Below are 23,535 nucleotides of genomic sequence, written 5' to 3' on the forward strand. Positions count from 1 at the left end.
TTCTTTCCTTTCTGGACATCGAATCTAACCGAATGTAGTAAAGGAGGCATTATTTTGAAAAAACAAAACTACGAGCTGAAAAACGAAAGAATAAAAAAAGCCTTTCAAAAAATGAAAGATGAGCACCCTGAAAGACTGGAAAACAGACTTAATTTATCGTGGAGTAACTGGGGGTTTGGCTTGGAGTCCCTTGAAGAGTCAATAAAAAGGCTGAAACATGCGGGTATTAACTATATTGAATTACATGGAAATCATTACGGTGATGATTTAGGATACCAAACAGATAAGACTCTTGAAATCCTCCACAAGTATGAAATAGAAGTTTCAGGTGTTTGCGGCATGTTTTCGGCTGAAAACGATCTTTCTAGCAACATTCCAGGAAAAAGACAAGCAGCTATTGATTATATAAAGAGAGAAATAGACTTTGCCAGAGCAGTCAATGGCGATTACTTGTTAGTTGTCCCTGGAGCAGTCGGGCGCCCAAATGCTTATGATGATACCGAGTTTGAAAGAAGTGTTGAAACGTTAGCCAGTTTAGGCGAATTGTTTCTCGAAAAAGGAATAAAAGCAGCCATTGAACCAGTCCGGGCAGCTGAAGTAAGTTTTGTACATACCGTCAGAGAGGCCAAAACGTACATTGAGGCAGTTAATCATAAAGGGATCAGGCATATAAATGGTGATATATACCACATGCAATCGGAAGAGGCCCACATAGGGGAAGCAATTTTAGAAGCAGGGGACCAATTGGTAAACCTGCACCTGGCTGATAGCAATCGTGGTGCACTGGGAAAAGGTTTCATCGATATTGATACTATTATTATGTCTTTATATTTAATCGGGTTTAACCAGGCAGGCAAGTATGTTACTCCTGAGCCGCTCGGCCCCGGAGGAGACCCTTATCCGGCGATGAATGCAAAGCCGGATAAGAAAAAGTTGGACTTTTTAGTAAACCAGTCTGCAACATATTTTAGAGAACGAGAGCAGGAATTATTGAGCAGATAACAGAGATGCTCTAGCCAATAATCTTTCATGAATATAGTTGAAGGGTGTTGTTTCGTTTGCTGGAAAAATTAAAAGAAAAGGTGCTGCAGGCAAATACAGCCTTAGAAGACTTTAAGCTGGTAACTTTTACTTGGGGAAATGCAAGCGGGATTGATAGAGACAGTGGATTGGTTGTGATCAAACCAAGTGGTGTGTCCTACAAAGAATTGACCAGTGAAAAGCTCGTGGTACTTGATTTGGATGGAAATGTGGTGGAAGGAGATTTAAAACCCTCGTCAGATATGCCTACCCATATTGAATTATACAAGCATTTTCCTGAAGTGGGAGGGATTGTCCACACCCACTCTTCCTGGGCGACTATTTGGGCACAAGCCGGAAAACCCATCCCCCCGTTAGGAACCACGCATGCTGATTATTTTTATGGTTCCATCCCTTGTACGAGAGCAATGACAGCGGCAGAAATAAACGGTAACTATGAGCGGGAAACTGGAAAGCTAATTATAGAAACGTTTGAGGATATTGACTACCGGCAAATACCGAGCGTTCTCGTTAACAGCCATGCCCCGTTCAATTGGGGGAAAGACCCACAAGAGGCTGTGCACAATGCCGTCGTCCTTGAAGAGGTTTCCAAAATGGCTTTCCATTCCCTTCAGTTAAATAGTGTATTGGAATCAATGGATGAAACACTGCTGAATAAACATTTTTTAAGGAAACATGGAGTCCATGCTTATTATGGCCAGAAGAGGTAAAGGAGGCTGATTGTGATGACAGAGAAGTATGCAATTGGAGTAGATTATGGAACGGAATCGGGACGCGCGGTACTTGTTGCTTTATCTGACGGGAGCGAGTTAGAAGAACATGTAACTCCATATCCCCATGGTGTGATTGATAACAAGCTGCCTGATTCAGGAATAAAGCTTGGCTATGAATGGGCGCTTCAGCATCCCAATGATTATATGGAGGTTTTAAAAAGGTCTGTTCCGGCGGTCATCGAAACCTCTGGAGTTTCCCCCCAGGATATTATTGGATTGGGAATAGATTTTACAGCTTGCACGATGCTTCCCATAGATGAAGATGGAGAGCCCCTCTCCTTTCATCCAGAATTGGAAAACAATCCACACAGCTGGGTGAAATTATGGAAACATCATGCCGCCCAAAAGGAAGCCAATCAACTAAACGAAATAGCATTACAAAGAAATGAAGCATTTTTATCAAGGTATGGAGGGAAAATATCCTCTGAATGGATGATTGCAAAAGCATGGCAAATACTTAATGAAGCACCGGAAATCTATGAAAAGACAGATAGATTTGTAGAAGCCGCAGATTGGGTAGTCTCAAAAATGACTAAAACATTTGTTCGTAACAGCTGCACAGCTGGCTATAAAGCGATCTGGCATAAACAGGAAGGTTATCCGGACAAAGAATTTTTTCGTGCGCTTGATCCTCGTTTAGAGAATCTGACAGAAACCAAGTTGAAAGGAGAGGTCAAACCGCTTGGCTCCAAAGCTGGTGTATTGTCGGAAGAAATGGCTGCTCTTACTGGCTTAACAGCAGGCACTTCCATAGCTGTTGGCAATGTGGACGCCCACGCATCTGTGCCAGGCATGGGAGTAGTATCACCGGGGAAAATGGTTATGGCAATGGGCACATCCATCTGCCACATGCTCTTAGGTACCGAAGAAAAAGACATCGAAGGTATGTGCGGAGTTGTGGAAGATGGAATCATTCCAGGTTATTACGGGTATGAGGCAGGCCAGTCAGCGGTCGGAGATATCTTTGCCTGGTATGTAAAAGAAGGCGTTCCTGCTTATGTTGAGAAAACTGCAGAAAAAGAAGGAATGGACGTTCATCAATGGTTGGAACAAGAAGCTGGTAAATACAAACCAGGTGAGACAGGATTGCTTGCCCTTGATTGGTGGAATGGCAACAGGTCTGTATTAGTAGATACGGAATTAAGCGGATTGTTGATAGGCGCAACGCTGCAAACAAAACCGGAAGAGATTTACCGGGCCCTTTTGGAAGCGACAGCGTTTGGAACAAGAAAAATTATCGAGGCATTCCACAATAATGGTGTCGCTGTTGAGGAGTTGTACGCATGCGGAGGTTTACCGCAAAAGAATAAGTTATTGATGCAAATTTACGCAGATGTGGCAAACCGAACCATTACGTTGGCCGATTCTAAGCATACCCCAGCGGTAGGGGCAGCGATGTTTGGTGCTGTAGCAGCCGGAAAAGAGAATGGCGGTTTTGACAACATTGTAGAAGCTACCAGGAAAATGGCTAGAGTAAAGGAAGACAAAATCACCCCTAATCCGGAAAATGTAAAGATTTACGAAAAACTTTATAAGGAATATGAAAAGCTGCATGACTATTTTGGCAGGGGGCAAAACAACGTAATGAAAGAGCTGAAAAGTTTAAGAAAGAATGTCCAAAAATAAATTTACCAATAAGAGGAATAGCCGTTTCAAAAAGAACGTTTTATTCCTCTTTTATTGATAGTAATATTAGTACAAGGTTGGAAAAAAACTCCTTATATAGGAGGGGATAATATGGAAGCTCTGATGGAACAATTGTTAAAGGAAACCGATGAAGAGAAGGCGATCTTGCAAAGAAACAATCAAGTGGAGAAAGAATTGTACACAGACCAGGCTGAATTTATCATCGAAAGCGATAAGTTTCTCAGTAAAGAAAAAATGATTATGATCAGAAAGCATACAAGGTTTATCGATTTCCCCAGGCATAAACACGATTACATAGAAATTAATTACGTATATAACGGAAAGCTAGAACAAAAGGCAGGAAACGAGGATATCACTTTAAAGCAGGGAGAATTACTGCTTTTAAATCAATATATTGACCATGAGATAAAAGCCTGCCGGCGGGAAGATATTGTGATCAATTTTATTATCCAGCCCCAGTTTTTTGATTATATTTTTTCTTATTTAACAGCGGACAATTTAGACAATAATATTGGCGATTTTTTAGTTAGCAGCTTGTTCAACCATACGCAGAACGGTCAATTCTTGTATTTTGCCGTCGCTGAAGTAAATTCCATTCAGGAATTAGTCCACAAAATCATTCAGGAAATAATGACCCCTTCCTTGCTATCGGAATCGACGGTCAAGTTATATATGGGCTTGTTGGTTATTGAATTAATGAAACACTCAGATAAAATTGCCAAACAAAATGAAAGTTTGATAGAACATCAATCGATCATGGAAGCTTTGAGATATATCGAAGACCATTTCAAGGATGCCAGCTTATATGATTTAGCGGAAACATTAAATCAGCCGCACTATCGGTTAAGTAAAAACATAAAAAAAATAACCGGGCGAACATTCAAGGATCTGTTACAGGATAAGAGGCTGCGGGAAGCAAAAGGATTATTGGGGAGTACCTCGATACCGATTGCCGCAATAGTGGAACAAGTCGGTTATGATAATATCAGTTACTTTTACCGTATTTTCAAAAATAAATATGGGGTGACACCGAAGAAATATAGGGAGAACCTTACGAAGCAATCATTAATTCCCTGAGAACAGCCATCATTATGCATCGGCTGTTCTTTTTTTGCAGTGAGAAGGATAAAAATTTTTAACTATCTACATAAGTGTAACCGTCTCTAACGTCGCCAAAAGGCTCGTCAATCGATGTGTTTCTTTAACGGTTTTCTGAATGCCACTTTCGCAAATAAGGACAATAAAAAGGTAAACCACGTTATTTATCTACTGGCATTTTACTTATATTATAAAGTTAGTAAAACGCTTTCATCAGGAGGTGTAGTGATGAGCAAATGCAGTTTAGCGGTTGATATTGGTGCTTCAAGCGGAAGATTGATTGCGGGCAGTCTGAAGGAAAACAGGCTGGAACTGGAAGAGATACACCGGTTTGATAATAATTTGACTAGAAAGGGCCATCACTTTTGTTGGGATGTTGATGGTCTATTCAATGAAATCAAGACAGGAATCCGTTTGTGCAAGGAGAGAGGCCTCCATCCACAAAGTATTGGGATTGATACATGGGCAGTTGATTTCGTCTTATTGGATGAGAAAAACCGACTTCTGACAGACGCTGTTGCTTATCGGGACTCAAGGACAGATGGAATGATGGAAGAAGTTTTTAACCTCATTAGTAAAGAGCGCCTGTATTTGGAAACAGGCATTCAGTTCCAGAAATTCAATACAATTTATCAACTATATTCGCTTAAACAGAGCAATCCGGAAATTCTGGATAAGGCAAAATCATTTCTTATGCTGCCGGATTACTTCAATTATCTATTGACAGGAAAGAAAACGAATGAATATACAAATGCTACTTCTACTCAATTAGTAAATGCTTTCACAAAGAAATGGGATAAAGACTTATTGGATCTGCTGGGTATAAATAAAGACATGTTTTTAGAAATAAATCCACCCGGCTCACAACTGGGGAGCTTGAGGCAAACGTTAGTCGATGAACTTGGATTAGATATGAAAGTAATCCTTCCTGCCACACATGACACTGGCTCAGCTGTCGTTTCCGTACCTGAAGTCGATGATACAATTTATATAAGTTCTGGAACCTGGTCGCTAATCGGAGTGGAGAATCCGTTCCCAGTCTGTATCACGAAGGCTTTAGACTATAATTTCACGAATGAGGGTGGTTTTGACTACCAATTCCGCTTCTTAAAAAACATTATGGGGTTGTGGATGATCCAGGAAGTAAAGAGGAACTACAACGATCAATACAGTTTTCCGGAACTAGTGGAGTTGGCCAACAAAGCTTCCAACTTTCAATCAAAAATAAATGTGGATGATGATCGTTTTTTAAAGCCGGAAAACATGGTAGAAGAAATTCAATCCTTATGCCAGGAGACAAATCAAGAGGTACCCAGTACACCTGGCGAGGTAGCCAAATGTGTATTTGATAGTTTAGGTGTCAGTTATCAGCAAGCTATAGACCAAATTGAAGAAATATATGAAAAAGAATTTAAAAAAATCAATATCATTGGCGGAGGCTGCCAAAATAAAATGTTAAACCAGCTGATAGCCGATAAAACGAAAAAAGAAGTATTGGCGGGACCGGTAGAGGCAACGGCGATTGGCAATCTTGTTTCTCAATTGATCTCCCTAGGAGAAATGAAAGATATCAAACAGGCGAGAAACATTATAAGCCAGTCGTTTGAACTGACAAGATTCACAGCCAATAGAGAGGAGGAGAATGTGAAATGAGCGTAACAGAGCGTTATGAAAATGCAAAAGAAGTCTATGAGAAATGGGGAGTAAATGTAGAGGGAGCATTGGAGCAGCTGCAAAATGTTCCGATATCGATCCATTGCTGGCAGGGGGATGATGTTAGCGGGTTTGAAGTAAATCAGCAGGAATTATCCGGAGGAATCGATGTAACAGGAAACTATCCTGGTAAAGCGAAGACACCGGAACAACTGCGGAGCGACTTGGAAAAGGCACTTTCACTTATCCCTGGTAAACACCGGGTAAACCTGCACATGATCTATGCGGAAACCAACGGCGAAGTGGTAGAGCGGGACCAGCTGGAGCCTAAGCATTTCGAAAACTGGGTGAATTGGGCCAAAGAAAACGGGCTTGGCTTGGACTTCAATCCGACGTTGTTTGCCCACCCTAAAGCAGACGATGGCTTAACCTTGTCCCATCCAAATAAAGAGGTTAGAGACTATTGGATCAGACACTGTATTGCCAGCCGTAAAATCGCAGCCTATTTTGGCAAAGAATTAGGCACGCCTGCTCTAACAAACATTTGGATTCCTGATGGGTATAAGGATATCCCCAGCGATCGGCTGACTCCCAGACAACGGTTAAAGGACTCCCTGGATGAAATTTTTAAAGTGGAAATAGATGAAAAGTACAACATCGATGCCGTGGAAAGCAAGCTGTTTGGAATTGGCTCGGAGGCATATGTAGTCGGTTCTCATGAATTTTATTTGGGCTATGCGCTTAAAAATAACAAGCTATGCTTGTTGGATACAGGACATTATCATCCGACGGAAGTTGTTTCCAATAAAATATCAGCCATGCTCCTCTACAGTGATCAACTGGCATTGCACGTTTCCAGACCGGTCCGCTGGGATAGTGACCATGTCGTTATCCTTGATGACGAATTAAAAGAAATAGGAATGGAAATCGTCCGGAACGGGGCGCTTGATAAGGTGAGAATCGGGCTCGACTTTTTTGATGCAAGCATAAACCGTGTTGCTGCATGGACAATTGGAACCCGAAATATGATTAAGAGTTTGTTATATGCGATGCTTCAACCGAATCAGCATCTAAAACAATTGCAGGAAGAAGGCAATTTCACAGAGCGGCTGGCCCTTATGGAAGAGTTTAAAACCTATCCGTTCGGCGCCATCTGGGATTACTATTGCGAGAAAATGGGTGTACCAGTACAAGAAACCTGGCTGGAAGAAGTAAACGCATATGAAAAAGAAGTATTGTCGAAAAGATAGTGTAGAAGATTTGGACCGGCAGTTGTTCATGCTGGTCTTTTTTCAAAAAAAGATGCGTAGTAGATGATTGTGTTTTTCCAAAAAAACAATAAAAACAAAACAAAAACAAGGTATTCAAAAATAAACAAAAACATGATATGCTAAATGCAGAAAAAGAAACAAGCAGAATAGAGGAGGAAACGACTTGGTACAAAATCTATGGGATGATAGTAAAGCAAACATAGAAAGCGGTTTAGAAGAACTCGTATATCGTTCGAATTTGCTAGGTTCTGACCGGTCTGTTGCAAATTGGGGCGGCGGAAACACATCCACTAAATCGAAAGAAACAGACTTCCGGGGCAATGAAATAGAAGTGATGTGGGTAAAAGGAAGTGGTTCTGACCTTGCAACTATGGGCGCAAAAAATTTCACTGGTCTAAATTTGGAAGATATACGCCCGTTAATGGAAAAAGATGATATGACAGATGAAGACATGGTAAATTACTTGGCCCATTGCATGATTGATGCAAAACACCCTCGTTCTTCCATCGAAACGCTGTTACATGCATTTCTGCCATTCAAACATGTCGACCACACCCATCCAGATGCGATAATCAGTATTGCATGCGCTGATAATGGCAAAGAAATTGCCGAAGAAATTTATGGCAGCCGTTTTGTGTGGGTGCCTTATATCCGTCCTGGATTCAAGCTATCTAAAATGATTGCTGAAGGAGTACAAAACAACCCCGATGCAGAACTGGTTATCATGGAAAAACACGGCTTGGTTACTTGGGGAGAAACATCAAAAGAAAGCTATAACAAGACGATCTCTGTTATCCAGGAGGCGGAGGATTACATTGAAGCAAAAGCAAAAGACCAAACGCTGTTCGGCGGCGCACAATTCGAGTCCATATCAGCCGAAGAAAGAAAAGAAATTGCTGCGAAGATTCTGCCCGTAGTCCGCGGCCAAGTAAGCAATAATAAAAAAATGCTAGTTACTTACGATGACAGCGAAGAGATCTTGGAATTCGTCAATAGCAGCAATGCAAAAGACTTATCTCAAGTCGGTGCTGCCTGCCCAGACCATTTGGTGCATACCAAGCGTGCTCCGCTATTCGTAGAATGGGATCCGAGCAGCAAAGACGTTGATCGCTTAATAGAAAATATAAAAGCAGGAATTGCGTCTTTCCAGGAGAATTACACAGCATACTTTAACCGGAATAAGTCAGAGGGGGATACAATGGTGGAAACAGCTCCTCGTGTAGTGCTTATTCCAGGTCTTGGGATGATTACCACAGGGAAAAGCTGGACGGCAGCAAGTGTCAGTCGATCTCTTTATCACCGGGCCGTGGCGGTCATGAAGGGGGCGACGGTTCTAGGAAGCTTTGTGTCTTTGAATGAAGAAGAGTCGTTCGCCATTGAATATTGGCCGCTCGAGCTTTACAAACTGAGCCTTGCACCGCCAGAGGCGGAGTTCTCCCGGCAAGTTGCATTTGTGACTGGCGGAGCCGGCGGAATTGGAAGTGCTACTTGCTACCGCCTCGTCTCTGAAGGGGCCCATGTAGTCATAGCTGACATTAATTTAGAAGGGGCCAAGGAGCTGGCAGATCAAATTAACGGGAAATTCGGCGGCCATCGTGCAGCAGCCGTCAAAATGGATGTAACAAAAGAAGAAGAAGTGGAGGCTGCAATTAGAGATGCTGTCCTGACATATGGTGGTTTGGATATTGTCGTTAATAATGCGGGATTGGCCAGTTCAAGCCCTTTTGAAGAGACAACGATGGATAAGTGGAACCTTAACATCAACGTATTGGTTACCGGTTACTTCCTCGTTGCCAGAGAGGCATTCAAGCTGATGAAAGACCAGGCAATCGGAGGCAGCATGGTATTTGTAGGCTCAAAGAATTCCATTTATGCAGGGAAAAATGCTGCAGCGTACAGTACAGCGAAGGCGGCGGAAGTGCATCTTGCCCGTACGGTTGCAGCAGATGGAGGAGAGTACGGGATTCGTGTCAATTCGGTGCTTCCAGACGCAGTTATCCGCGGTTCAAAAATCTGGGACTCTGAATGGAAAGAGGAACGGGCGTCCTCTTATGGAATTGAGGCTGATGATTTAGAAGAACATTACCGTAAAAGGACTATCCTGAATGTTAATATTTTACCGCAGGACATAGCAGAATCGATTGCTTTTCTGGCATCATCCAAAGCTGCCAAAACGACAGGCTGTATGGTGACTGTTGATGGAGGAGTAGCAGCCGCCTTTACGAGATAAAGAAGGTTGTTAACTCGTTGGCAATTCCAACGAGTTAACTGCACTTTATGTTGCTAAACGTTTCGTTCCTAACTAAAATGAGGAGTACAACAAACCGACTTAAATGAAGGAAAATGAAAGTAGGGAAACAAGTGCTTGTTGCTGAAAGACAACAAAAAATAGTAGAGCTTGTGAATGAACGGAAGAGTATTCGCGTATCAGAGCTTAGCCGAATATTTTCTGTTACAGAAGAAACCATTCGTAAAGACTTAGAAAGGTTAGAAACAGAGGAAAAACTATCCAGAAGCCATGGTGGAGCAGTAAGTTTACCTAGTGACGAATCATTGGATCTTTCTTTTTCTGAAAGGGAAATAACCAACGTGAGAGAAAAGAAGGAAATCGCTCGTGAAGCGGTAAAGCATGTGGTCGTAGGGGATAAAATTATGCTGGACGCCAGTACAACGGCCTGGTACATGGCAAAAGCTTTGCCTGATATCGCTATTACTGTGCTAACTAATTCCATTAAAGTGGCTATGGAGCTTAGCGGCAGAAAAGAAGTTACAGTAATTTCCACAGGTGGTACATTAATGTCGAAGTCCCTGTCGTATGTTGGGCCATTAGCTGAGGCATCGTTGGATACTTACCATGTCAATAAAGCGTTTATATCTTGTAAAGGACTTCATCTTGAAAAAGGAATTAGTGAGTCTGATGAACAACAGGCCCGTATTAAGAAAAAAATGATGGATAATGCTGATACGGTGTTTATTATGATAGATCACAGTAAATTCGGCGTTCGTGCTTTTTCCCGGCTGAACGGCCTTGAAGATATCGACCATATTATTACCGATAGTAAAGTGGATCCGTCTAGCGTTCAACAACTAGCCGATAAATCGTTAAAACTGATAAAAGTGTAGCCTCCTGCAATGGGAAAAATTAGCCGCCGAATCATCATGAGCTTGGCGGCTTTCTGTTCTTTGCTTCCATTATTTTGATCTATAACGCCATCTTATTGGCGAATATGTGTTGCCAGAGTTAAAGATAGCATTGCAGCAAGGCTGCATCACCACTTAACGACATTTATGAATGCGTTAACATTTGAAAGGCGGGAGGAGAGAAAATGAGAGTATCGTTGTTTATTACATGTCTTGGGGATGTTTTCTATGTAAATGCCGGTAAAGCGACGGTGGAATTGCTAGAGCGCTTTGGCTGCGAAGTTGATTTTCCGGAAACGCAGACATGCTGCGGACAGCCCGCTTATAATAGTGGCTACCACGAGAAAACTAAAGCAGCTGCAAAAAATATGATCAACACCTTTGCTCATGCCGATTATGTGGTCAGTCCATCTGGTTCATGCGCCTATATGTTCCATGAGTATGCCTCGTTGTTCGACAATGATTCGGAATGGGAGGAAAAGGCGAAGGCCTTAAAAGAAAAAACATATGAACTCACTCAATTTTTAACCGAGGTCTTAAAAATTGAGGATACAGGATCCGAATATCATGCCAAAGCAACATACCATTCCTCCTGCCACATGACACGACTACTTGGAGTAAGAGAAGCCCCACTAAAACTATTAAGCAATGTTAAAGGACTGGAAATGACAGAACTTCCCAACAGCCATGATTGTTGTGGATTTGGAGGGACTTTTTCTGTGAAAATGCCGACGATTTCTGAACAAATGGTCGATGAAAAGGTGGAGCATGTAGAGAAAACCAATGCCGAAGTGTTAATTGGTGCGGACGGTGGCTGCCTGATGAATATCGGTGGACGAATTAATCGTAAAAAGAAGCCAATCAAAGTAATGCATATTGCAGAAATTTTGAACAGCAGGGGTGAACGTTAATGCCAATGCATATTGGAGAAAAAGAATTTAAAAACCGGGTGGAAAAGGGACTTGGGGATGATTTCATGCGAGGGGCGGTCCGGTCTGCGCAGGGAAGGCTGCAAACCAACCGTTCCAATGCGGCGGAAGAATTGGGAGACTGGGAAGAGTGGCGCAGCCTCGGACAGGAAATTAGGCAGCATACCATGGAAAATCTGGATTTTTATCTACAGCAATTAAGTGAAAAAGTAGCTGAAAGGGGTGGCCATGTTTATTTTGCTGAAACGGCCGAGGATGCCAATAATTATGTCAGCGAAGTAATTGCCAGGAAGAATGCTAAGAAAATAGCAAAGTCTAAATCGATGGTCACAGAGGAAATCGCCCTCAATGATATTTTGGAGGAACAGGGCTGTGAAGTAGTAGAAACAGATTTGGGTGAATACATTCTCCAAATTGACGACCATGATCCCCCGTCTCATATTGTGGCTCCTGCCCTGCACAAAAATAAAGAACAAATTCGGGATGTTTTCACAGAAAGGTTAGGATACACGAACACAGAAAAGCCAGAGGAGTTAACATTGTTTGCCCGTGAACAGCTGAGAAAAGAATTTCTTGCTGCCGATGTAGGAATTACTGGCTGTAATTTTGCTGTTGCTGAATCCGGTACGTTTGCATTGGTAACCAATGAAGGAAACGCCCGCATGGTTTCCACGCTCCCGAAAACGCAAATTACTGTGATGGGTATGGAACGGATTGTTCCGACATGGGAAGAGCTTGATGTCATGGTCAGCCTTTTGACAAGAGCTGCAGTGGGACAGAAGTTAACCAGTTATGTGACAGCCTTGACAGGACCTAGGGAGTTAGAAGAAGCAGATGGCCCTGAAGAATTCCATCTAGTCATTGTCGATAATGGCAGGTCGAAAATATTAGGGACAGAGTTCCAGGAAGCCCTGCACTGTATTCGATGTGCTGCCTGTATTAATGTTTGCCCTGTCTATCGCCATGTTGGCGGCCACGCTTACGGTTCAATATACCCAGGTCCGATTGGAGCGGTGCTTACCCCCTTGTTGGGTGGTTATGATGATTATAAAGAACTACCGTATGCTTCTTCTTTGTGTGGAGCGTGTACAGAGGTCTGTCCTGTCAAAATTCCTCTGCATGAACACTTGATTGAGCACCGGAGGAATATCGTAGAAGAAGAAAAAAAGGCAGGTTTGGCTGAAAGAATATCCATGCAAGGATTCAATAAAATTGCTGGATCATCGAATCTGTTTAATATCGCTACGAAAATGGCACCATTTTTAGTCACTTCGTTTGTAAAGGACGGAATGATCCCTAAGGGACCGGGACCAATGAAACCGTGGACCGATGTCCGAGATTTTCCGGTGCCGAAGAAAGAAAGATTCAGAGATTGGTATAAAAACCGGGAAAGGGGTGATTACAAGCATGACGAGAGGTGATATTAAAAACCGGGAAGTTTTTTTAAACAATATAGCGAATAATCTGGGACGCGAGCGCAGGAAATCCGAGGTTGAACGGCCAAGATGGGGCCACCAGGTACAATGGAAAGTTCTTGCCGGCTATACAGAAGACCAGCTTGTCGATGTATTGGAAAGACAATGCCAATCGATTCATACGAATTTTGTTCGGACTAATCAAGATAATTTAAGCAATACATTATTGCAGGTAATTGAGGCCTCTAATGGTAAGTCCGTGGTAAGATGGGATGATCCCCGTTTTGATAGTTTTGGCCTTCTGGAACCATTCGCTTCCTGGAAGGAAAGCAGGGGAATGAATATTCACAAGTGGGACGTGGATAAAGGGGAAGAAAGCATTCGTTTGGCAGAACAGGCAGATGTGGGTATCACCTTTAGCGATTTGACACTGGCGGAATCTGGTACAGTCGTCCTGTTTAGCGATAAAGGGAAAGGGCGTTCTGTCAGTTTGCTGCCGGCAACATACATTGCTATTGTTCCTAAAAGCACGATGGTACCGAGGATGTCCCAGGCAACGAGAGAAATCCATCAACAGATAGAAAGCGGAGACAAGGTTGCTTCGTGTGTAAACTTCATTACTGGGCCAAGCAACAGCGCCGATATTGAAATGAATCTAGTTGTTGGCGTTCATGGACCTATTAAAGCTACTTATATAGTAGTAGAAGATAGGTAATCTATAATATAAAAGCACCAGATCATCACGAAACGATGGTCTGGTGCTTTTGCTTTTTATTTATATAATAAATATTGTTCTCGAAGCTGTTTGAATTCCTCCAATCCATCTTGCCATTGCGCTTGAATGTCATCAACGGATTGTCCCTCTTCAATAGCCTCGCGTATCCAGCCATTTCCGATTAGATTATCGAAAAAGGAGACACCGGCACTGTTTTCTGCACGGAACTGGAAATCATCAGGGTACATATCATGAATCGTTTTGACTAGATGGAGACCAGTCTCGACTGGAACAAAATCATCTTTGTCGGTTACATGGATTTCCACCCCGTTTGCCAGGCTGCCGCTATGCTTGGAGAAGCTTGGTGTGAACGATGCTGCCCGGAAGACAACGCCTGGCAGATTCAGGCTGTTCAGCTCTGCCGCCAGTTCGGTACTATTAATAAAGGGTGCGCCAATTAACTGAAATGGCTTTGTTGTACCTCTGCCTTCCGAAATATTGGTGCCCTCAATTAAGGCTGCTCCTGGATAAACTAAAGCAGTATCGAGTGTAGGCATATTAGGTGAAGGGAGTACAAATTCAAGTGGTGTCTCATCATAATACATGTCACGCTTCCAGCCATTCATTTCCACTACTGTTAAATCTGCACCAATTTGATATTCTTCATTAAAAAATTCAGCTAATTCGCCGACAGTCATACCATGTCGTAATGGGATTGGGTATTTTCCTACAAAGGATGCGTAATCAGGATCAAGGACAGGGCCTTCTACCTTTTCTCCGCTGATTGGATTTGGACGGTCTAAAACAATGAAAGGTATGTCATTTTCGGCAGCTGCTTCCATTGCATAGGCCATTGTATAAATGTACGTATAGAAACGTGTACCAACATCTTGAATATCGAACAAGAGGACATCAATGTTTTCCAGCATTTCCGGGGTTGGCTTTCTTGTTTGTCCATACAAACTATATACAGGTAAGCCGGTTTGTTCGTCAATATAGTACTCAACGTATTCACCAGCTTGGGCGCTGCCTCGGACTCCGTGTTCTGGTCCATACAGGGAGGTTAGTTCTACATCCGGATCATTATGCAGCGTATCTACGATACTGTTTAACTCCTGGTCGACTCCTGTAGGATTGGTAATTAATCCTACCTTTTGTCCTTCGATTAAATCCTTTTGCTCATTTAACAGTACTTCTACCCCCAGCTGGAACTTATGGGGGTTTCCTTTTCCTTTTTGCTTGCCGTATGCATTGCCGTTATTAGAGTTGTTGTCTGCAAAAACAACCGTGAGCGTTGATAATATAAAAATAATGGATAAAAAGAATACGATGCTTTTCTTCATCATACCACTCCTTGTTTTTTTTTAGAGAAAGCAATATATGCCGGGATAGTTTGTCTTCTATCCCGGAGTCATGCTTTTTAATAACTTAGTCCATGTCCGAACTCGTAAAGTTCCTGGCTGCCCTCTCCCGGGATTGCGATCGGCAGCTTTCCTGTTGGGATGTTTTCTCCAAACAAGGTAGCTGCGGTAGCCGTGAAGCTCGATGGGTTAAATCCATATTGGGCCAAATAAGCATCAATTTCCGGATAAGCCATTAGGTCATATGGATTGCGGATGCCTATTCCGATTACTGGAGCCTCTAAGTGTGTTATCAGTTGATTGACAAGACGCATTTGCGAACTGTCTGGGGATCGTCCAGCTACGTTATACGTATAGGTCCCAACGACCACTGAGTCAGCATCAGCTAAGGTTTCTAATTGGCTGTCAGTTAACGGGCCAGAAGCACGGATCATTTCTGTATTGCCGTGATATGCTTGTATCGATTCGAACAAACGATCAATATACGTACTGCCAATGACGACTAACTTTTGATTATTGTCGATAGCGAATGGCAGTGCAGCCTCATTTTTGACTAGTGTGATCGATTGTTCAGCAGCATCCTTTTCTACTTGTTTATGTTCTTCAGATCCTACAATCTCTTTGGCTTTGCTTATTTTTTCATCCAATGGCTGAGGGGTGCTTTCTTTGAAAATGCCGCGCTTGGCTTTTAGGGTGAGGATTCGTTTGACAGATTCCTCGACGGCTGCTTCGTTAATTTCACCGGATTCGACTGCTGCCAGCAACCCTTCTGCTACTTCTTCCAATCCAACCGGCATTAGCACAATATCAGTACCAGCTTTCACTGCGCGGATAGCAGCATCAACCGGTCCGAAATGGTCAGCAATTGCTTTCATATTCAAAGCATCAGTAATGATTACACCCTCATACCCCATTTCTTCACGCATTAAGTCTGTTAACACTTTTTTAGACAAGGTAGCAGGAAGGGCAATTTCGGTTCCGTCCTTCTGGGATATCACCTTCGTATCATCGATTTTTGGAAAAGTGACATGTGCTGTCATGATAGCATCGAGGCCAGTTTCCATCGCTTGTTGAAATGGGTAAAGCTCGACTTCTTTAAGCCGTTCTTTATCATGCGGTACTTCCGGAAGGCCAAGATGGGAATCGACAGCTGTGTCTCCATGACCGGGGAAGTGTTTGGCTGTGGCGGCTACACCGGTTGTTTGCAGGCCTTTCGTATAAGCAATGCCTAAATCGGCAACCAGGTCCGGAGAACTGCCAAACGATCGAACGCCGATGACAGGGTTATCAGGATTGTTGTTAACATCCATTACCGGCGCCAGATTCATATTGATGCCGAGAGCGGACAATTCCTCGCCGATTGCCTGCCCCACATTAAATGCTGTCTCTGTTGACCTTGTCGCACCTAAAGCCATATTTCCGGGCATATCGGTTCCGGACTGTAACCGGGTGACGATTCCGCCTTCTTGATCAATCGTTAATAACATTCCGTATTTGTCAGAGGCCGCTTGATAATCGGAAACGAGTTTAGCTGTTTGTTCCGTGGTGACAACATTTTCCCGGAATAAAATCACTCCACCGAGATGGTACTCTTTCACTAGGTTCTCGATTTCCGGGAGCATTTCTGTCACATTTTCTCCTTCCCAGTTACGGAAATCTGGCATAAGCATTTGTCCTATTTTCTCTTTTGTCGTCATCATTTCTATGGCAGTATCGATTAACTCATACTTTTCGCCCTGTGATTTTACGATGGCAGGTATAAAGTTTGACTTTCCTTTTGCAGCTTTCGGTTTATCAGGCTTGAAGTCGAGGGCTATACGGTCTGAATAAGTCCCGTCTGTTACCTCAATAAAGGTTCGTCCAGGTTTTTCGGTGAATGTTGCGGTACCTTTCTGATTAACGGTAGCCACGTTTTTATTGGTGGATTTCCATTCCAGTTCCTCGGTGATTTTTTCATAGTGCCCGTCTTCATAGACACGGAGCACTTGCAATTCCACTTCATTATTATTGATTTCCGGCTCGACTTCCGGCAGGTTTTGATAAAGGACCAAACTCTTTGGTTCTTCTGGACTAGCGGCATCAACTGAAACAGCTGTTCCGCTGACTAACTGTGAGGCAAATAGGACTAAAGCTAATATAATTATGGAAATATGCTGCTTGAATTTTTTCATATGTGATACTCCTTCTTAGTTAATAGCTTCGTTCGCTCCAATCACCGGTTGATAAATCATATGCCACAGGTTCTTTATTACTGGAAGTTATATTAATATTATGAAGATACCAGCCTCTTCCATTTACACTTCCATCGGTCGTATAACGGAATCTGACATACTTTGTGTTTTCTGGCAGCTGGAACTCCTGGCGCTCCCAGCTCTTGCTGCTTCCGTTGACAGGAGAGGTGACTTGCGTCCAATCCTGGCCGTTGCTGGAAGTCTCCACATAGCCGTGATCATAATCTTGTTCGATTTTATACCAGGTGTTGAAGGATAATAAGGCTTGCTTTTGGCTGTCCTTGATTGCTATTTCCAATGTCCGGTGTAACTGGTTGCCATACCCGGAAAACCAAGCGCTGTCTTTATCCGGAACTGATACAGGAATGGCATCAGCGACCTGTCTGACAAACTGCCGTCTGACAGGGTTGGTGGATACAGTGTTCCGACTAGGGTGGACACGGTTTGTAAGTAAGATAGCAATCGTATTGTTATTTCTATTTATGACTAAGGATGTACCGGTATATCCTGTATGGCCAAGAGTTGTTCCGTCAGTAAGAGCATCCATATACCAGCCTTGTCCTAATTCCCATCCGAGGCCATGGCTGTCATCAGGGAATTGGGGAAGTTGATTTTCTGTCAGCAGTTGAACGGTGTCAGGCTGTAAAATTCTCTTTCCGCCATAGGTGCCGTCATTTAGTATCATATGAGCGAAAACAGCCAAGTCTTCCGCAGTAGAAAATACACCAGCATGTCCAGCCACACCATCCAATGACCAGGCGTTTTCATCATGGACTTCCCCCCATACCAAGCCTCTGTCCGGTACTGCTTGAAACTCGGTAGCAGCAATTCTGTCTTTCAGAGAAGCTGGCGGGTTGTACATGGTATCGGTCATTTTTAATGGTTCCGTGATTTTTTCTTGGACAAACTGATCAAGCCGCTGGCCGGACAACACTTCTACCAATCCGCCAAGAGTAATCATATTTAAATCGCTGTACGTATATTGTTCTCCGGGGCTTGTACTTAATCCATAGCTGTAAACATATTCCAGACGGTCTTCCCGACTGCTCCCTTGAGTATAAAGCGGAACCCAGGCGGTGAAACCGGATGTATGCGTCATTAGCTGGCGGATCGTTACGTTTTCTTTTCCGTTTTGTGCGAATTCTGGGATGTAATGGGCAACAGGGTCATCGAGGTCAAACAAGCCCTGCTCATAAAGGATCATAGCAGCTGTAGTAGTGAAAATTTTGCTGATAGAGGCGAGATCAAAAATAGTATCCTCGTTCATTGGGACAGGGTTATCCATTTCTGATTTATTGCCATTTGTATAACGGGCGGCATACCCGTAAGCTTCGTGCTGTACGATATGGCCGCGGCGGGCAACCAAGCTAACTGCGCCAGGCATCGCCTCTTCTTCGATAAAGCGATTAATGGTTTGGTCAATATTTTTTAGCGGTTCTTCCACCATGCCGGCTCCTTTAGCTGATCCGGGGTGGAGTACGGGCGGTATTTTTCCGGGGGAGTCCCAGGAAAATACGGAATGCGGATGCTGATACGATTTTTTTACTTTTTTGTTTTCTATGGTAGGTGTTGGCTTCTGTGAGGATGGAGAATTTGCGATAACACTTGCTGGCACAATAAGAGATGAACATAAAACGACAGATAATAACGGTAAGAGGTGCTTTTTCATACTTCCTCCTTTAGACATCATTTATTTTATTTTATGAATCTAGCATTTCCTCCTTTCCAGGGATTGGATGGTTCCCTTTCTTAAATGGTAATCTAGAATAGATATAGTTGTCTATACCGAATAAGTCCTGTTTCCCTCAGATTGGAAAGGTTTAAGAGGTATATTCTCCTAGGTAATATTTATTATTTTTAGAAAATTCAGACCGTCAGGCTGATTTACCTCTATCAATATTTACTTAATGCTGGATTGGGAGGGTTTCCTGGGCAATAAAAAACCAGACTCCTAAAAAGGGTCCGGTCATTTAATCATTGCTGGAGTGTTTATCTGCCGCATTACGGGTTGTCATATAAATTAGAATTTTCGTTAATGATACCGACGATGCCTGGATCTTCAATAAACTGATCTCGTTCGAGGTTGTCTTCTTCATCGAATGCTAGTAACTCTTCATCTTCCTCAGCTGCTTCGTCCAATTCATCAAATTCATTATCTTCATAATTATCTACCAAGGCGTTTAAAATTTTCTCGAACATAGTCTCTCCCCATTATTTTGAATATTTTCTTTACTATACCCGATATATAACAAAACAATGTTAAGCAGATAAAAAGGGTTCTTTAAGATCATGTTATGAAGCAGAGATATAGGTCGTCAGCACCAGAAGAGGCAAGGGCTTGCTACAGGAAAATCACAGTTTTTCCAGCCAAAAGCAAAAAAACGCGTCACTCAAAGTCTGAGATAATATGGTTCACATAGTCTCTGGCGCTTTGTTCAACTTCTTCTTCACCGGCTTTAAAAGTGCCAAAAAAGATGAAGGCAGGTAAATAGGTCATGCCGACAAACTTACTTGTCGCTTGAAATGGCTTTAAAAATTCATTCATAGAGAACTCGTGGATGTGACTGGCTTGATATTTATAGTCGGGGCTTCCGACCGTAGTGGCAATCAGCAGTTCTTTGCCAACTAAGCGATTTCCAGAAGATCCATGTGCCCAGCCCCTTGTCAGTACATCATCCTGCCATTTTTTTAATAGGGCTGGAGAACTGAACCAATAGAATGGAAATTGAAATACAATCCGGTCATGCTGCTCGCATAATCGTTGTTCCTGTTCAATATCAATCTCACCATCCGGATAGACATCATCTAAATGTCTAACAGTGAATCGAGGATACTTCTCCAATTCTTCCAGCCATCGCTTATTAACGATGGACTCTTCAAAATTCGGATGGTTGACCAGAATTAAAATTTTCATTGATAAATAAACCCTCCACATTGAACAACCGTAACGATTCATTCACTAAATGTAATTTTGCTATGTTTAAAACTACTTTTCGTATTATAAACCTTGTTGCAGGTTAGTCGGCAGCTTGGCGAGGTTTAACCTGTCCAGTATCTTTTAGTCGCATCGCTGCTGCTTTCCCGGCCATGGAGAAACCATCACAACAGGCAACTGCTGTGCCGATTTGCCAGCTTTATTCTCCATTAAATAGTTCTCTCGAAAATATCCCTTATAAAATAGCATGTCATAAAAGGAGGCAGATAGGAAGCGAAAAGGGAAGAAAGATAGATTGGTAGTATGTATGAATTGGCCGCTCCCTATAGTGGCCGGTGAGCTAGGGCTAAGAAAGGAACTTACTAGGAGTCTTGGTGTATCTGTTAGCATAGCCTGAGGCTACAAATGATTCTGGTTTGACGACGGGTTCCAGTCCAGATGATTCAATCCTTGCCATCATTTCGCCAGCCAGGAATCGTGAAAGCGATCGTTTTTCCAAGCCAACATCAATATGGCCTTCCAGCGTTAAAGAACTGCCTTGATAAATATGGGGAAGGATCATATCAATCAATTGATTTTTCTTTTTATCATCAAATAAAAAAGCTACTTGTTCGGTGAGAGAGGTTTCCATGGAGATTTTTTCATGCAGGTTCATGTATTTGCGTGGAAATACAGTTGGAATAACGCAGGCCCAGGCACCTTTACCCTGTCTTTGAATAACAATTCCCGTAACAAAGACGGTATGAAGTTTGTGAACTTGAGAGTCGGTCCCTACCATTAAACGGTAATTGGCTGCTGGGTCCTTTTCGATAAAACGGATAATTCTTTGAAAGACCTCGTCAAAACTCATATCCTTTTCTGAAAGGTTCATGAACTTTCTGCCGGTTAAAGAGGAATGCCTATGATGCTTCACATCATCCATCTCCCTTACATAGATTATTCACTGTTAAGTTAAAAAATTTTCTATTGCTACGCTAAAAGACAGGCTTCATAAAAATATACTACTGAATTCCAGGTTCATTCTTATTATATTCTTTTCTAAGATGATTGTGTAAAAAATGGATACGCCGATGCCTGTTATGGTGCACCTTCTAAAGGTGATTTATACGGTATTTTTCATTCTCAGACGAAAAGATTAGTAAATATCCATCTTTAGATGTATGACAGCACGGAATAACCGTGTCATAATGAGCTTGTCAACATAAGAATCAGCGAACAATGCATGAGTACCGAAAAAATGGCCTCCCCGGCGATTTCACGATAACTCATGCATTGTTTTTTTTGTTGTTCACATACTCCATAAGACATTTTTCCATATTTCCGTTCCTATTTCTTCTATTATCCCACTTTAAAAAGCTTAAAATCATCCGATAATAATAAAGAATGGAGAAATTCGTCGAATCGTCTTGCTTTTGCTGGAGATTCATCGGGTGCTCTATGCCTGGAATTCGATAATTAGACAAAGGCAAACTATTCGAAAGAGTAGGACGCAAAGCATAGGGTCTAAGGGCTATATACTATGATCGCCTGGCTGCCAATAATTCATATTTTTTATTTTGATATGATAATGGCTGTTCTAATCTATTAGAATGGCCTTTTTAGACTATTTAACGTTTGCATCTTAAAGCAACACTGCACGATTAACAAGAAGTGATATGGGGGAGAAAATATGGATAAAACGTCATTTGCAGGAATTATTTTCGCAATTATTGCTATCGGAGTCGGAATGGTATTGAAAGGGGTAAGTCCGCTTGCCTTATTGAATCCGGCCGCCATGCTGATTATATTTTTGGGGACCATTGCAGCAGTATGCATTGCCTTTCCATTTGAAACATTGAAGAAAGTACCAGCATTATTTAAAATCATTTTCACAGAACAAAAAACCGAGGATGTTAAAGAGATTATTCCTATGTTCACGAATTGGGCTGATTTAACTAGAAGGGAAGGCATTTTATCATTAGAAAACCACCTTGATGAAATAGATGATGCCTTTTTAGCTTCTGGATTGGAATTAGCAGTGGATGGCCAAACACCTGAATTTATCCGTGATGTGTTGCTTGAGAAAATAGATGCCATGGAGGAACGCCATCTCAAGGGTGCCTCAATCTTTACTCAGGCAGGTACATATGCACCAACATTGGGGGTCTTGGGGGCGGTTGTCGGGCTAATAGCAGCGCTTGGTAATATGGAAGACACCGAAGCATTGGGTCATGCCATTGCCGCTGCCTTTGTGGCTACACTGTTTGGGATCTTCACAGGCTATGTGTTATGGCATCCCTTTGCAAACAAGCTAAAAGAAAAGTCAAAAAAAGAAATCCATATTAAACGGGTGATGATCGAAGGGATCTTATCACTGACAACTGGAGATTCCTCTCAGGTGATCAAAGGCAAATTAAGTTCCTATTTGTCTCCGACTGAGTTCGCCGCCTTTGAGGAAGGAGAAGAACAGTGAGAAGAAAAAAACATAAGGAAGAACACATAGATGAATCCTGGCTGATTCCCTATGCCGATTTATTAACGCTTCTCCTCGCCTTGTTCATTGTATTATTTGCTATTAGTAAGGTAGATGAAGCAAAATACGAAGAACTTGCCAATGTTCTTAATGGAGAGTTTTCCGGCGGGAAAGGGATTATGGAAAATAACACTTCGATAACTCCTGAGGCTGAATTCACGGAAGAGGAAGAGAAGGAAGAAAAAAAAGAAGAAGATAAAGAGGAAGAAGAAGATAAGAAAAGAGAAGAACTGAAAGAATTAGCTACTATTCAGCAAAAAATCAATGGGTATATTGAAGAAAACAGTTTAAATGATGTCCTTGACACTAAATTAACGGAAGAAGGTTTATTGATTTCCATCCTAAATGATGTTTCTTTTGCTTCCGGCAGTGCAGAGGTAAGAGGAGAGGGTATTGAAATTGTAGAAGAAGTTTCCAACTTCCTGTATACGAATCCGCCCCATCAAATCGTGGTTAGCGGACATACAGACAATCAGCCAATTACAAGCAGCAGCGAGTTCACTTCAAACTGGGAATTGAGCGTCATGCGGGCAGTGAACTTTATGCGTTTATTGTTGAATAATGACGATCTTAAGGCTCAATTATTCAGTGCAAAAGGGTTTGGGGAGCATAAACCGATTGTCCCGAATGACAGTGCCGGCAACAGGGCAAAAAACCGCCGTGTAGAAGTGTTGATATTGCCAAATTACGATCTATCAAATGAGTGAGTAAATATTCTAACTAATTCAAATGTTTAAACATTTTCGAAATGTGTTCAAATTTTGGAAATTGTGTTGAATTATGAATTTTTATCCTATATTATTACTTAAGAAC

The 23,535-nt window shown here is 42.3% G+C and carries 19 protein-coding genes and 1 riboswitch; of the genes, 13 read left to right on the forward strand and 6 right to left on the reverse strand.

The genetic code is table 11. From position 1 onward, the window contains the following. The first annotated feature begins 54 nt into the window (after positions 1-54). The 11 genes from BLR93_RS07270 to BLR93_RS07320 all read left to right on the forward strand — a co-directional run bounded on the left by BLR93_RS07270 (position 55) and on the right by BLR93_RS07320 (position 13,683). The gene (locus BLR93_RS07270; protein ID WP_217629278.1) at positions 55-1,002 is read left to right on the forward strand and encodes a sugar phosphate isomerase/epimerase family protein; all 948 of its coding nucleotides are present in this window, start codon (positions 55-57) and stop codon (positions 1,000-1,002) included. A 56-nt stretch (positions 1,003-1,058) separates the two neighbouring features. Then, a complete protein-coding gene (gene araD / locus BLR93_RS07275; protein WP_093212780.1) occupies positions 1,059-1,751 on the forward strand; it encodes an L-ribulose-5-phosphate 4-epimerase in 693 nt (230 codons plus the stop codon). Between the two features lie 15 nt (positions 1,752-1,766). Next, positions 1,767-3,440, forward strand: coding sequence for a ribulokinase (locus BLR93_RS07280; protein ID WP_093212782.1), 1,674 nt, complete (start codon positions 1,767-1,769; stop codon positions 3,438-3,440). A gap of 111 nt (positions 3,441-3,551) precedes the next feature. After that, a complete protein-coding gene (locus tag BLR93_RS07285; protein WP_093212784.1) occupies positions 3,552-4,538 on the forward strand; it encodes an AraC family transcriptional regulator in 987 nt (328 codons plus the stop codon). A 249-nt stretch (positions 4,539-4,787) separates the two neighbouring features. Then, positions 4,788-6,212 (forward strand): rhamnulokinase, encoded by a 1,425-nt coding sequence (gene rhaB, locus BLR93_RS07290; RefSeq protein WP_093212786.1) that lies wholly within the window; start codon positions 4,788-4,790, stop codon positions 6,210-6,212. Beyond that, positions 6,209-7,462 carry an L-rhamnose isomerase gene (gene rhaA / locus BLR93_RS07295; protein WP_093212788.1) on the forward strand — a complete coding sequence of 418 codons (1,254 nt, stop codon included), beginning with the start codon at positions 6,209-6,211 and terminating at the stop codon, positions 7,460-7,462. Before rhaB ends, rhaA begins: the two co-directional genes overlap by 4 nt. A gap of 184 nt (positions 7,463-7,646) precedes the next feature. Then, positions 7,647-9,713 carry a bifunctional aldolase/short-chain dehydrogenase gene (locus BLR93_RS07300; RefSeq protein ID WP_093212790.1) on the forward strand — a complete coding sequence of 689 codons (2,067 nt, stop codon included), beginning with the start codon at positions 7,647-7,649 and terminating at the stop codon, positions 9,711-9,713. A gap of 131 nt (positions 9,714-9,844) precedes the next feature. Beyond that, positions 9,845-10,606 (forward strand): DeoR/GlpR family DNA-binding transcription regulator, encoded by a 762-nt coding sequence (locus BLR93_RS07305; RefSeq protein ID WP_093213463.1) that lies wholly within the window; start codon positions 9,845-9,847, stop codon positions 10,604-10,606. Between the two features lie 203 nt (positions 10,607-10,809). Beyond that, positions 10,810-11,535: a (Fe-S)-binding protein gene (locus BLR93_RS07310; protein WP_093212792.1), complete on the forward strand. Its 726-nt coding sequence runs from the start codon at positions 10,810-10,812 to the stop codon at positions 11,533-11,535. Further along, positions 11,535-12,974 carry a LutB/LldF family L-lactate oxidation iron-sulfur protein gene (locus tag BLR93_RS07315; protein WP_093212794.1) on the forward strand — a complete coding sequence of 480 codons (1,440 nt, stop codon included), beginning with the start codon at positions 11,535-11,537 and terminating at the stop codon, positions 12,972-12,974. The genes BLR93_RS07310 and BLR93_RS07315 overlap by 1 nt, the downstream gene beginning before the upstream one ends. Next, positions 12,961-13,683: a LutC/YkgG family protein gene (locus BLR93_RS07320; protein WP_093212796.1), complete on the forward strand. Its 723-nt coding sequence runs from the start codon at positions 12,961-12,963 to the stop codon at positions 13,681-13,683. Before BLR93_RS07315 ends, BLR93_RS07320 begins: the two co-directional genes overlap by 14 nt. Before the next feature lie 56 nt (positions 13,684-13,739). On the opposite strand, the gene BLR93_RS07325 is transcribed toward BLR93_RS07320, so the two are convergent. The 6 genes from BLR93_RS07325 to BLR93_RS07350 form a co-directional block, all read right to left on the reverse strand. After that, positions 13,740-15,026, reverse strand: a complete 1,287-nt coding sequence (locus tag BLR93_RS07325; protein WP_093212798.1) for an exo-beta-N-acetylmuramidase NamZ family protein — start codon at positions 15,024-15,026, stop codon at positions 13,740-13,742. Between the two features lie 77 nt (positions 15,027-15,103). Next, positions 15,104-17,215 (reverse strand): glycoside hydrolase family 3 N-terminal domain-containing protein, encoded by a 2,112-nt coding sequence (locus BLR93_RS07330; RefSeq protein WP_093212800.1) that lies wholly within the window; start codon positions 17,213-17,215, stop codon positions 15,104-15,106. Positions 17,216-17,234: 19 nt separating this feature from the next. Next, positions 17,235-18,944 carry a serine hydrolase domain-containing protein gene (locus tag BLR93_RS07335; RefSeq protein ID WP_093212802.1) on the reverse strand — a complete coding sequence of 570 codons (1,710 nt, stop codon included), beginning with the start codon at positions 18,942-18,944 and terminating at the stop codon, positions 17,235-17,237. Positions 18,945-19,276: 332 nt separating this feature from the next. Then, positions 19,277-19,474: a hypothetical protein gene (locus BLR93_RS07340; protein WP_093212804.1), complete on the reverse strand. Its 198-nt coding sequence runs from the start codon at positions 19,472-19,474 to the stop codon at positions 19,277-19,279. Between the two features lie 187 nt (positions 19,475-19,661). Then, a complete protein-coding gene (locus tag BLR93_RS07345) occupies positions 19,662-20,189 on the reverse strand; it encodes an NAD(P)H-dependent oxidoreductase (protein ID WP_093212807.1) in 528 nt (175 codons plus the stop codon). A 367-nt stretch (positions 20,190-20,556) separates the two neighbouring features. Next, on the reverse strand, positions 20,557-21,123 hold the full coding sequence (locus tag BLR93_RS07350; RefSeq protein WP_342720320.1) for a ribonuclease H-like YkuK family protein: 567 nt from the start codon (positions 21,121-21,123) through the stop codon (positions 20,557-20,559). Positions 21,124-21,664: 541 nt separating this feature from the next. Beyond that, a riboswitch (cyclic di-GMP riboswitch) is annotated at positions 21,665-21,749 on the forward strand. A gap of 130 nt (positions 21,750-21,879) precedes the next feature. On the opposite strand from BLR93_RS07350, the gene motA reads away from it, so the two are divergent. Next, positions 21,880-22,662 (forward strand): flagellar motor stator protein MotA, encoded by a 783-nt coding sequence (motA, locus tag BLR93_RS07355; protein WP_093212811.1) that lies wholly within the window; start codon positions 21,880-21,882, stop codon positions 22,660-22,662. After that, on the forward strand, positions 22,659-23,429 hold the full coding sequence (gene motB / locus BLR93_RS07360) for a flagellar motor protein MotB (RefSeq protein ID WP_093212812.1): 771 nt from the start codon (positions 22,659-22,661) through the stop codon (positions 23,427-23,429). Before motA ends, motB begins: the two co-directional genes overlap by 4 nt. Positions 23,430-23,535: the final 106 nt, after the last annotated feature.

This window comes from Sediminibacillus albus (assembly GCF_900101125.1).
Taxonomy (GTDB): domain Bacteria; phylum Bacillota; class Bacilli; order Bacillales; family Amphibacillaceae; genus Sediminibacillus; species Sediminibacillus albus.

What these genes read in the sequence shown, in the direction of transcription:
- motA (WP_093212811.1), top strand. Translation starts at nt 21,880, where the DNA reads ATGGATAAAACGTCATTTGCAGGAATTATTTTCGCAATTATTGCTATC.
- BLR93_RS07340 (WP_093212804.1), bottom strand. Translation starts at nt 19,474, where the DNA reads ATGTTCGAGAAAATTTTAAACGCCTTGGTAGATAATTATGAAGATAAT.
- BLR93_RS07310 (WP_093212792.1), top strand. Translation starts at nt 10,810, where the DNA reads ATGAGAGTATCGTTGTTTATTACATGTCTTGGGGATGTTTTCTATGTA.
- rhaB (WP_093212786.1), top strand. Translation starts at nt 4,788, where the DNA reads ATGAGCAAATGCAGTTTAGCGGTTGATATTGGTGCTTCAAGCGGAAGA.
- BLR93_RS07285 (WP_093212784.1), top strand. Translation starts at nt 3,552, where the DNA reads ATGGAAGCTCTGATGGAACAATTGTTAAAGGAAACCGATGAAGAGAAG.
- BLR93_RS07325 (WP_093212798.1), bottom strand. Translation starts at nt 15,026, where the DNA reads ATGAAGAAAAGCATCGTATTCTTTTTATCCATTATTTTTATATTATCA.
- BLR93_RS07330 (WP_093212800.1), bottom strand. Translation starts at nt 17,215, where the DNA reads ATGAAAAAATTCAAGCAGCATATTTCCATAATTATATTAGCTTTAGTC.
- BLR93_RS07320 (WP_093212796.1), top strand. Translation starts at nt 12,961, where the DNA reads ATGACGAGAGGTGATATTAAAAACCGGGAAGTTTTTTTAAACAATATA.
- rhaA (WP_093212788.1), top strand. Translation starts at nt 6,209, where the DNA reads ATGAGCGTAACAGAGCGTTATGAAAATGCAAAAGAAGTCTATGAGAAA.
- BLR93_RS07315 (WP_093212794.1), top strand. Translation starts at nt 11,535, where the DNA reads ATGCCAATGCATATTGGAGAAAAAGAATTTAAAAACCGGGTGGAAAAG.
- BLR93_RS07280 (WP_093212782.1), top strand. Translation starts at nt 1,767, where the DNA reads ATGACAGAGAAGTATGCAATTGGAGTAGATTATGGAACGGAATCGGGA.
- BLR93_RS07335 (WP_093212802.1), bottom strand. Translation starts at nt 18,944, where the DNA reads ATGAAAAAGCACCTCTTACCGTTATTATCTGTCGTTTTATGTTCATCT.
- BLR93_RS07345 (WP_093212807.1), bottom strand. Translation starts at nt 20,189, where the DNA reads ATGAAAATTTTAATTCTGGTCAACCATCCGAATTTTGAAGAGTCCATC.